The sequence below is a fragment of the Ruegeria sp. AF3 genome (assembly GCF_056536285.1).
This window is the reverse complement of the sequence record NZ_JBQFJM010000001.1, coordinates 1,972,572-1,982,500: the sequence shown is the minus strand read 5'-3', so window position 1 is coordinate 1,982,500 and position 9,929 is coordinate 1,972,572. Positions and strand designations below refer to the sequence as shown.

At 57.1% G+C, this 9,929-nt stretch carries 8 protein-coding genes; 5 read left to right on the top strand and 3 right to left on the bottom strand.

What is annotated here, in order from left to right:
- Positions 1-552: 552 nt before the first annotated feature.
- Positions 553-2,172: a GMC family oxidoreductase gene (locus ACR3FC_RS09980; protein ID WP_480474630.1), complete on the top strand. Its 1,620-nt coding sequence runs from the start codon at positions 553-555 to the stop codon at positions 2,170-2,172.
- Positions 2,173-2,177: 5 nt separating this feature from the next.
- Here ACR3FC_RS09980 and ACR3FC_RS09975 read toward each other — a convergent pair whose 3' ends face one another.
- Positions 2,178-3,023 carry an SDR family oxidoreductase gene (locus tag ACR3FC_RS09975; RefSeq protein WP_480474628.1) on the bottom strand — a complete coding sequence of 282 codons (846 nt, stop codon included), beginning with the start codon at positions 3,021-3,023 and terminating at the stop codon, positions 2,178-2,180.
- Between the two features lie 87 nt (positions 3,024-3,110).
- Between ACR3FC_RS09975 and ACR3FC_RS09970 the strand changes: the two genes are divergently transcribed.
- Positions 3,111-3,743: a class I SAM-dependent DNA methyltransferase gene (locus tag ACR3FC_RS09970; RefSeq protein ID WP_480474626.1), complete on the top strand. Its 633-nt coding sequence runs from the start codon at positions 3,111-3,113 to the stop codon at positions 3,741-3,743.
- Between the two features lie 22 nt (positions 3,744-3,765).
- Here the strand turns inward: ACR3FC_RS09970 and ACR3FC_RS09965 are convergent, their stop codons facing one another.
- Complete coding sequence (locus ACR3FC_RS09965) at positions 3,766-4,776, bottom strand: sterol desaturase family protein (protein WP_480474624.1); 1,011 nt, start codon at positions 4,774-4,776, stop codon at positions 3,766-3,768.
- Complete coding sequence (locus tag ACR3FC_RS09960; RefSeq protein WP_480474622.1) at positions 4,776-5,531, bottom strand: class II aldolase and adducin N-terminal domain-containing protein; 756 nt, start codon at positions 5,529-5,531, stop codon at positions 4,776-4,778. The genes ACR3FC_RS09965 and ACR3FC_RS09960 overlap by 1 nt, the downstream gene beginning before the upstream one ends.
- A gap of 114 nt (positions 5,532-5,645) precedes the next feature.
- Between ACR3FC_RS09960 and ACR3FC_RS09955 the strand changes: the two genes are divergently transcribed.
- The 3 genes from ACR3FC_RS09955 (at position 5,646) to ACR3FC_RS09945 (ending at position 9,917) form a co-directional block, all read left to right on the top strand.
- Positions 5,646-6,515, top strand: a complete 870-nt coding sequence (locus tag ACR3FC_RS09955) for a LysR family transcriptional regulator (protein ID WP_480474620.1) — start codon at positions 5,646-5,648, stop codon at positions 6,513-6,515.
- Positions 6,516-6,654: 139 nt separating this feature from the next.
- Entirely contained in the window at positions 6,655-8,457 is a 1,803-nt protein-coding gene (gene ade / locus ACR3FC_RS09950) for an adenine deaminase (protein WP_480474618.1), read from the top strand.
- The gene (locus tag ACR3FC_RS09945) at positions 8,454-9,917 is read left to right on the top strand and encodes an AMP nucleosidase (protein WP_480474616.1); all 1,464 of its coding nucleotides are present in this window, start codon (positions 8,454-8,456) and stop codon (positions 9,915-9,917) included. Before ade ends, ACR3FC_RS09945 begins: the two co-directional genes overlap by 4 nt.
- Positions 9,918-9,929: the final 12 nt, after the last annotated feature.

The following is a 9,929-nucleotide window of genomic DNA, read 5'->3' as shown; positions in this document are numbered from 1 at the left end:
GTCAAAGAACAAAACACCCAGAGCCAAAAACCAGACCGTAACGCCAATCCCTTAGCGCAACCGCCTAAACCTCAACCTCAGATGCCCACCGTCTCTCCGGTGCGTCTCAACCGTCTTTCCAGTCCGTCAGGCCAACCTCAGCTGCGCCGGTGAAGGGGTATTTACGGATTAGACTCCCCACCCGCAAGCCCCATTTTGAAAAAACTTTGCTTTTCTCACTAAATTCTAAATTAATTATTATAACTCAGATGTTTACACGTTTATTTCGCGATTTCCGCCAGCCACTTCAGGTGCAGGCTCATCAGAAGAAGTGGGTGAAATCTGCGCTTTGGCTGGAATCGTTGGCCCCGACAGCGAACGACGACATTGATATCCGTCTTGAGTCTTTCGATCGACGCGGGCGTACCGTTTCGCTGAATGTCGAAGAACACTTGGAAACTGACTTCAGGTCACAATTGTTTTTTCACTCTATTGACGCAGTCTCAGGGAAGCCTGGCTCGGATGACGAACAGCGGACCAGCGCATTATGGTTCTGATAGTAGGGAAGCCAGCATGCAGTTCGACTATATCATCGTGGGCGGCGGGTCGGCAGGATCCGTTCTTGCAAACCGCCTCAGCGAGAACCCGGCTTCACGCGTTTGCCTGCTCGAAGCAGGTGGGAACGGAAAGGGCCTGACAGTCAGGGTGCCGGCAGCTGTCGTGGCAACCCTTCCGGGACGCCCCAAGATCAACAACTGGGCTTTTGAAACCATACCGCAACGTGGGTTGAACGGACGCCGGGGGTATCAACCCCGCGGTAAAGCACTGGGTGGTTCGAGCGCGATCAACGCGATGCTTTATGTCAGAGGTCAGCGGCAGGATTATGATGGGTGGGCCGATCTGGGCTGCGACGGCTGGGATTGGGACAGCGTATTGCCGTATTTCAAACGGTCCGAGAACAATGAGCTTGGTGCAGACAGCTGGCATGGTGACAAAGGCCCGTTACAGGTGTCACAGCAAAAAGAACCTCGCCCAATCACCCGCGCGTTCATTGAAGCCGCGCAGCAACTCCAACATCGCCACACTGAAGATTTCAACCGAGGCGATAACGAAGGTGTCGGGGTGTACCAGGTAACGCAGTATCATGACCCTTCAAAGAATGGAGAGCGGTGCTCAGCGGCTGCGGGTTACCTGTTCCCGATTGCCAACCGCCCGAACCTGACGGTCATTACACATGCCTATGCGAAAAGGCTGGTCTTTCAGGGTAAGCGCGCAACTGGCGTTGTTTTCAGGGTCAAAGGCAAAAAGGCAGACACCACCGTTACCGCCACGCGCGAGATTCTCCTGTGCGCGGGAGCATTAAAAACACCTCAACTGCTGCAAGTCTCAGGGATTGGAGCAAGCGCTGATCTTGAAACGCACGGGATCGCTGTTCTGCATGAACTGACGGGTGTGGGGCAGAATTTGCAGGACCACCTCGACTTTACGCTGACCTACCGAACCAAAGACACGAACAACTTTGGGATCGGCGCGACAGCAGCGGTGCGACTGCTGAAGCACATCCGTCAGTGGCGCAAGACCGGTGTGTCAATGGCGGCCACACCGTTTGCCGAAGGAGCGGCGTTTCTGAAGACCTCACCCGAGTTGAAACGCCCGGATATCCAGCTGCATTTCACCATCGCAATGGTCGATGATCACGCCCGCAAGCTGCATTACGGTTACGGGTACAGCTGTCATATCTGCAAGCTTCGCCCGGAAAGTCGGGGAACTGTTGGCCTGAGCAGCGCGGACCCAATGGCAATGCCTGTCATCGATCCGGGGTTTCTTTCAGATGCACGAGATCTGGACACCATGATCAAAGGCGCGCGAATGACGCGAGACATCCTGCAAGCGCCGGCTTTGGCCAAATATCGGCACAAAGAGATGTTCGGAACGGATACGGCGAAATCGGACGCCGATTGGGAGGGGCATATCCGCGCCCGTGCCGACACGATCTATCACCCGGCTGGCACCTGTAAGATGGGCACCGACGATCTGGCGGTTGTGGATCCTGAACTACGGGTGCGGGGGATCGAGGGGCTGCGCGTGGTTGATGCGTCGGTGATGCCAACGCTGGTATCGGGAAACACAAACGCGCCAACAATAATGATCGCGGAAAAAGCCTCGGATATGATTAAAGCAGCCGCGCAGTAAAGAACCTACCGGTCCTTCATCAGCGCCTCCAACCCCACCCGGTAGTTTGGATAGATCAATTCGACACCCAACTCATCCTTGATCCGGTCGTTTCGGACGCGTTTGTTCTCGTTATAAAAACTGCGCGCCATCGGTGTCAGGTCAGCCTTGTCAAATGAAACCGCCGGGGGCAGAGGAAGCCCCTGCAATTCGGCGGCATACCCGATGACATCCTGTGGCGGGACAGGTTCATCGTCGCATACGTTGTAAACACTGCCCGGATTCGGCCTTGTCATCGAGGCTTGCAGAACCTGCGCAATGTCATCCACGTGGATACGCGAAAACACTTGCCCCGGCTTGATGATGCGCCGCAGCCCACCGCGTGTGAGCTTGGAGAACGGCCCACGACCTGGGCCGTATATCCCTGCCAGACGGAAGATGTGAACAGGCAGGCCCGGCACAGCCGCCCATTGCTCTTCAGCCAGCATGCGCCACTTTCCACGCTTGGCGGTCGGTGTTGGCGGGGTGTCTTCGTCAACCCAGCCGCCCTGATGATCGCCATAAACAGCCGTTGTCGATAAATAGCCCACCCATGTGAACTGACTTGCCCGCTTTCGGATCTCATCGCCCATTGCCGCCAGTACCGGATCGCCCGCCTCGCCCGGTGCCGTCGAGATCAGCAAATGCGTCACCCCATCCAGATTTGGGACCTCACCGGGCCAGATCAGCGGGTCCGCGCCAGAGGCACGTATCGCATCTGCGCCTTCGCCATCTCGTGTGGTGCCAAAAATCTGCCAGCCTTTCGGGGCAAGAATTCGGGAAAGGGCCTGCGCAGAATAGCCGTGGCCAAATGAGAAGAGTGTCTTGGTCATGCCCCGTTGATGGGCTTCAGCGCATCGGGATGCAAGCGCCGCATGGACGCACTTGAATCGAATCTTCTGATGCGCCTTTCTGTGGATATGAGCAAAAAGAAACCAGACCTGCATTCTGCCTACGCACTGAGCTCTCCGGACGAAAACAAACGCCTTTATGCGGAATGGGCCGGGGATTATGACGACAGCTTTGCCGCGCGTGAGGATTATCAGCTTCATATCCATACCGCGCGGGCGTTTGTGGGCGCGGGCGGTCAGGGGCCGGTTCTGGATGTCGGTGCGGGAACGGGCCTGTGCGGCGCGGTGTTGTCTGGGCTTGGCGTTGGGCCGATTGATGCCACGGATATCAGTTCGGAAATGCTGGAACAGGCTATGCGCAAGGATATCTACCGGGACGCGATCGAGGCTGACCTGACCCATGGCATCCCGGTTCCGCCTGACAGCTACTCCGGCATCGTGTCATCTGGCACGTTCACGCATGGCCATCTGGGTCCCGAAGTATTACCCGCCCTGCTTCGCGTCGCACGGTCAGGCGCGACGTTCGCCCTGTCAATAAACGCCCACCATTTCGAAAAGATGGGCTTCAAGGGCAAGCTGCACGAACTGGAACAGGATCAGATTCGCAACCTGACCCTGCCCGAGGTTCGCATCTACGGTGATCTTGCCGCGGGTCCAAACAAGGATGACACGGCCTTCATTGCATTGTTCGAACGGGTTTAGGCCCCGGACAGGTCCAGCCGCGTCAGGTGTACATCTGCTTTTTGTAGGCACGTGTGCGTGTCGTCGCCTCGGCCGAGCCATCGTGATAGGTGCCAAACCACTTGTCGAAAGGAATTTCGGATGTGCCGTAGTTGCACTCGAAATACCGGTGGTGGAGCTGGTGAAAAAAGTCGCCCGCCCGCGCGGCTTCGGTCTCACCGGCCTTTATCTTCTCGAACCCAGAATGGGACAGTATCGGGCTGACCTGCTGGAACGAGCTGTGAAACAACACATGCAGCGGATGGGATGGCACGATCAGGTGGATGAAATACGTCGTGAAATACAGCATGTTTTCATACCAGTGATTCGAAATCCCTGACCACGGCCCGGTATTGACATTGCGGTGATGGACCGCGTGCACATGTTTATAAAGCCTGGGATGATGTTCCAGCCGGTGCACCCAGTAAAAATGCAGGCCGGACCACATGGGAATGAACAGCATCCAAACCACAAACCACACCGGCGCGCTGGCCCAGGTAATCGTCGGAACCCAGCCATTTGCCATCGCCCAAAAGATGACCCACTGGTAAATGGTCGCCACCGTCATGGCGCTGCCCAGCGTCCACCAGATATTATCCCAGACCTGATTGCGGAATGTGAATGTTCCGTTGTCCCGCGTCAGGTCTCTTCGATCGAACTTTTTGTACATCCCCTGCCCTTTGCGCATGTACAGCCACCAGTGCAGGCTTCCTGCTATCAGAGTTTGCGGCACCATGTTCAGCAACCAAATCCTGAACATCCAGCCGGGTGCAAAGCTCTTCATCGTCTCTAATGCAGGGAAAAAGAACGCATAGGCGATGACGGCCAAAGTCATGCACAGGGTCAGGGCGGTGATTTGCAACCACGCTCCGCGGTACCATTTCAGCACGGCGGATGGGCGCGGCGGCCAACTGAACAGCGGATTGAGGCCTACTGGCCCGTCGGGGTGGTAATGCCAGCGTGCGGCTTCGGGGTCCTGCGCGGTATCTCGCATGTCGGTCACTCTGTCTTGCATCAGGTTGCGTAATCCGAGCCTTCTGCATCGAGTATTGCCTTGATCTCTCGCAGATGCGCTTCGGCCTGATCAGGGTAGTCGTCCAGTTCCTGCGCTGTTTTCTCGGCAATCTCATCCGACAGCACCCGCAGGGGCAGACCTGTTTGCAGTGCCCGGATGTATGTTTCGGCAGCGCGCTCGAAATAGTAGAGCCTGTTAAAGGTATCCGCCGGGTCACTGCCCGTAATCAGAACCCCGTGGTTGCCCATGATCATGACCTTCTTTTTCGGATCAGCCAGCATCCCGGCGCACCGCTCTCCTTCGCTTTCAAAAGCCAACCCGCCAAATTCTTCGTCAACAACGTAGCGATTGTAGAAGGTCGCAGTGTTCTGATCGATTGGCGGAAGCGTACTGTCGGCCAGTGAGGCCAGAACAGTTGCAAAGATCGAATGCACATGCATGACGCAGCGCGCGTGTGGGCAATGGCGATGGATCGAGCCGTGCAGGCCCCAGGCCGTGGGATCAGGTGCACCGGGCTGTGACATCACATCCGGATCGTTGGCGTTCAACAGCAACAGATCAGACGCGCGAATACGCGAGAAATGCGCCTGATTGGGGTTCATAAGGAACTGCGTCCCGTCTTTGTTCACAGCAAGGCTGAAATGGTTGGCAACGGCTTCGTGCATATTCAGCCGGGCTGTCCAGCGAAAGGTTGCGGCCATGTCCACACGTTCTGACCAATGATCGATATTGGGGCGAAGGCTAGTGAGGCTCATGTGTGGAGTCCTTTGACAACTGCGAATGACCAAAGCCTGCATTTGGTCCAGCAATTTGACCAACGAAAAAAACGCAACTATCCCATTAGCTGAACTTATGCCGGAGTTATGTCGATGCAAAACAGGCTTCCCCCGCTGGGCTGGCTGCGCACATTCGAAGCCGCAGCCCGCCATCTGTCATTCACCGACGCGGCGCGGGATCTGAACATGACGCAAAGTGCGGTCAGTCAGCAGATCAAATCGCTGGAAGGTCATCTGGGTCAGCCATTGTTCCTGCGACGCCCGAAGGCGCTTGAGCTGACAGAGGCCGGGATCACCTATTTGCCGGTAGTGCGCGAAGCGTTTCGGACGCTGATACGGGGCACTCAGGCGGTTACTGGCGCGCAACAGAACGCGGTACAGGTTCAGTGCAACATCAGTTTCGCCGTGAACTGGCTGGCCCCGCGCCTGCCGTTATTTCGGACTGAACACCCGGATGTTCAGCTGAACATCTTCACCGAACTGTGGGAACCGCGCGAGATGGCCGAAGGCGCAGCGGTCGAAATCAGGTTTTCCCTTCGACCCTCGGATACGACCCGGACAGAAATGCTGCGCTCTGAATATTACTATCCCGTCTGCGCGCCGGGATATCAGGTGTGTCTGCAAGACCTTCAGGAAAAACCCCTGTTCGACTGTTCCAACCTTTTGACCAACTGGGCGACATGGGCGGAAGATCAGGGTCTGAATTGGCAGAATCCTTCTATTACCTACGCGACAACCTATCTGGTTTGTTTGTCAGCCGCGATGGCCGGAGGTGGCCTGTGCCTGGCCCATGACACCATCGCGGGTCACCTGGTCGATCAGGGGCGGCTGATCGCACCATTTGAGCATCGCGCCCCGATGCCCGAGGCGTATTATCTGCTGCTCTCCCCTCAGGCTGAGGATACGCCCGGGGCCGTCACCTTTGCGAACTGGATACGGCGAGAATTCGGGTCCGAAACGTAAACTCGACGGGTTCCTGGGCGCTGTCGGCACCTATGTCAGCTTTCGATGGCCGGGTTGGGCAGATTTGCAGGATTGTGATCCGTCGGCAGTAGTGAAGAACCGGGGTTGCACCCGCGCGCGCATTCGTGAAAGTTGAGCCATGGAAAACACACCCTTCCCAACTTGGCCCGATGTCGCCCCCCGATTGATCGCAGTTGCTGCCGGACGTGAGGCAGCAGATACGGTAATAACGGGTGGGACTTGGGTAAATGTGCACAGCCGCGAACTGCTGCCGAACCATTCTGTTGCAATTGCCGCAGGCCGGATTGCATTTGTCGGTCCAGACGCCTCGCATTGTACCGGACCAGAGACACAGGTTATCGACGCGCAAGGCCGCTATATCCTGCCCGGCTTATGCGACGCGCATATGCACATCGAATCGGGGATGCTGACCCCCGCCGAGTTTGCTCGCGCGGTGATCCCCCATGGCACAACCAGTATGTTCACCGACCCGCACGAGATCGCCAATGTGTTGGGGCTGGATGGTGTGCGCATGATGCATGACGAAGCAATGATTCAGCCGGTCAACATCTTCACTCAGATGCCCTCCTGCGCACCCTCTGCACCGGGGTTAGAGACGACAGGCTATGAAATCACCCCCGAAGACGTCGCCGAGGCGATGAACTGGCCCGGGATCATCGGCTTGGGTGAAATGATGAACTTCCCCGGCGTGATTCACGGCGATCCCAAAATGCTGGCCGAGATTGCGGCCACGCAGCGGGCAGGAAAGATTGTTGGCGGGCATTACGCATCCCCTGATTTAGGGCCTGATTTTGCGGCTTACGTGGCTGGCGGACCTGCCGATGACCACGAAGGCACCTGCGAAGCGGATGCCATCGCACGGGTCAGACAGGGAATGCGTTCGATGATGCGGTTGGGCTCGGCCTGGTATGACGTTGAAAGCCAGATTACCGCAGTAACCGAAAAAGGTCTGGATGCGCGCAATTTCATCCTGTGCACGGATGACTGCCACTCTGCAACGCTGGTCAATGAAGGGCATATGAATCGCGTCGTGCGCCACGCCGTTGCCTGTGGCTGTGACCCGCTTGTGGCCGTGCAGATGGCCACAATCAACACCGCCACGCATTTCGGTCTGGAACGCGAGATCGGATCGGTCACGCCGGGACGACGGGCGGATATCATCCTCAGCTCTGACCTGACCGAATTGCCGGTCGAACTGGTCATAGCGCGCGGGCAGGTTGTCGCGGAAAACGGGGTGATCAAGGTTGATTGCCCCCATCTAAACTGGCCCGACAAAGCACGTCGCACGGTTCATCTGAAGCATGCGCTGACCTCGACCGATTTTGAGATCACGGCGCCGAAGGGCGCAAACAAGGTAAGGGCCAACGTCATTGGCGTGGTAGAAAACCAGGCCCCCACTAAAGCGCTGAAAGCCGAATTGCCGATTATCGGCGGGCTTGTTGAAGGTGAGGGTGACGTATGTCAGATCTCACTGGTCGAACGACACCGGGCGACAGGGGGCGTCACCAATGCCTTTGTCTCGGGGTTTGGATATCAGGGAAAAATGGCCATGGCCTCGACCGTGGCACATGACAGTCACCACATGATCGTCGTCGGCACGGACCGTGAACAGATGGCGCTGGCCGCGAATCGACTGGCCGAGGTGGGTGGCGGCATCACGATCTTCCGGGACGGCCAGGAACTGGCGATGGTCGAACTTCCCATTGCCGGTCTGATGTCCGACAGCCCGGCCGCTGAAGTTGCGGCCAAGGCGGACAGGATGGTTCAGGCCATGCAGGAATGTGGCTGCAATCTGAACAACGCATATATGCAACATTCGCTGCTGGCGTTGGTCGTCATACCGGAACTCAGGATCTCTGATCTCGGGCTGGTTGACGTGCGCACATTCAAAAAAATTGATCTTCTGGAACCCTTGGCATGACGACACTCCTGACACCTGAAGCCCTTTCGCCAGAACAGTTCACCGATCCCGCAGCCGCAGTTGCGCGACTGGAGGAGCTTTACACTCAAGCAACAGAATTTCTGTGCGACAGCTTCTCGAAGGTACTGCAAAATGGAGCACCAACCGCCAGATACAGAGCCTATTACCCCGAGATTCGCATAAAGACGTCGACCTATGCTCAAGTCGACAGCCGCCTGAGTTTTGGGCATGTGGCGGAGCCCGGTGTTCACGCTACAACCGTAACGCGCCCGGATTTATTCCGGTCCTACCTGACTCAACAGATTGCCCTGTTGATCAAGAATCACGACCAACCGGTGACGATTGCAGCGTCGGACACACCTATTCCGGTGCATTTTGCCGTGGCGAATACGTCAGGTCTGGTTGTGCCGCATCAGGGGGCGGCTGCTTTCACCCTGCGCGATGTGTTTGACGTGCCGGATCTGACCACCACGAATGACGACATCGTTAACGGCGTGCACGATCATGAAGACGCCGTCGGGCCCTTGTCATTGTTCACTGCCCAGCGCGTCGATTATTCACTTGCGCGACTGGCACATTACACAGCGACGGATGCCCGGCATTTTCAGAACCACGTTCTGTTCACGAACTATCAGTTCTATGTCTCGGAATTCGAAAACTACGCCCGTGAGCAGTTGGCTGATCCTAGCAGCGGGTATACCAGCTTTGTCTCGACCGGGAATGTTGAGATCACGGAGCCGGACGCAGAAATCAAGCAACCGCTGAAACTGCCGCAAATGCCAACCTATCATCTGAAGCGTGAAGATGGTTCGGGTCTTACTTTGGTGAACATCGGTGTCGGTCCCTCGAATGCGAAAACTGCGACCGACCATATCGCGGTTCTGCGCCCGCACGCGTGGTTGATGGTTGGCCATTGCGCCGGATTGCGTAACACGCAGGCATTGGGCGATTTCGTTCTGGCCCATGCATATCTACGTGATGACAAGGTTCTAGATGATGACCTGCCGGTCTGGGTGCCCATCCCGCCCCTGGCCGAAGTTCAGGTCGCGCTGGAACGCGCCGTGGCCGAGGTGACCGAGCTGGAAGGGTATGAACTGAAGCGGATCATGCGGACGGGAACAGTTGCATCGGTCGACAATCGCAACTGGGAACTGCGCGATCAATCCGGACCGGTTCAGCGCCTCAGCCAGTCGCGGGCCATCGCGCTGGATATGGAAAGCGCCACCATCGCCGCGAACGGCTATCGCTTCCGCGTTCCTTACGGCACATTGTTGTGTGTGTCGGACAAACCTCTGCACGGCGAACTGAAGCTGCCGGGCATGGCGTCGTCCTTTTATACCACCCAGGTCAGCCGTCATTTGATGATCGGGATACGCGCCATGGAGCACCTGCGTGGCATGCCGTTAGAGCGTTTGCACAGCCGGAAATTGCGTTCCTTCGATGAAACTGCCTTCCTCTGACGCAAAAAAGCA

Excerpts from the sequence above, each read along its gene's own strand:
- ACR3FC_RS09980 (WP_480474630.1), top strand. The coding sequence starts at position 553 with ATGCAGTTCGACTATATCATCGTGGGCGGCGGGTCGGCAGGATCCGTT.
- ACR3FC_RS09975 (WP_480474628.1), bottom strand. The coding sequence starts at position 3,023 with ATGACCAAGACACTCTTCTCATTTGGCCACGGCTATTCTGCGCAGGCC.
- ACR3FC_RS09970 (WP_480474626.1), top strand. The coding sequence starts at position 3,111 with ATGAGCAAAAAGAAACCAGACCTGCATTCTGCCTACGCACTGAGCTCT.
- ACR3FC_RS09965 (WP_480474624.1), bottom strand. The coding sequence starts at position 4,776 with ATGCAAGACAGAGTGACCGACATGCGAGATACCGCGCAGGACCCCGAA.
- ACR3FC_RS09960 (WP_480474622.1), bottom strand. The coding sequence starts at position 5,531 with ATGAGCCTCACTAGCCTTCGCCCCAATATCGATCATTGGTCAGAACGT.
- ACR3FC_RS09955 (WP_480474620.1), top strand. The coding sequence starts at position 5,646 with ATGCAAAACAGGCTTCCCCCGCTGGGCTGGCTGCGCACATTCGAAGCC.
- ade (WP_480474618.1), top strand. The coding sequence starts at position 6,655 with ATGGAAAACACACCCTTCCCAACTTGGCCCGATGTCGCCCCCCGATTG.
- ACR3FC_RS09945 (WP_480474616.1), top strand. The coding sequence starts at position 8,454 with ATGACGACACTCCTGACACCTGAAGCCCTTTCGCCAGAACAGTTCACC.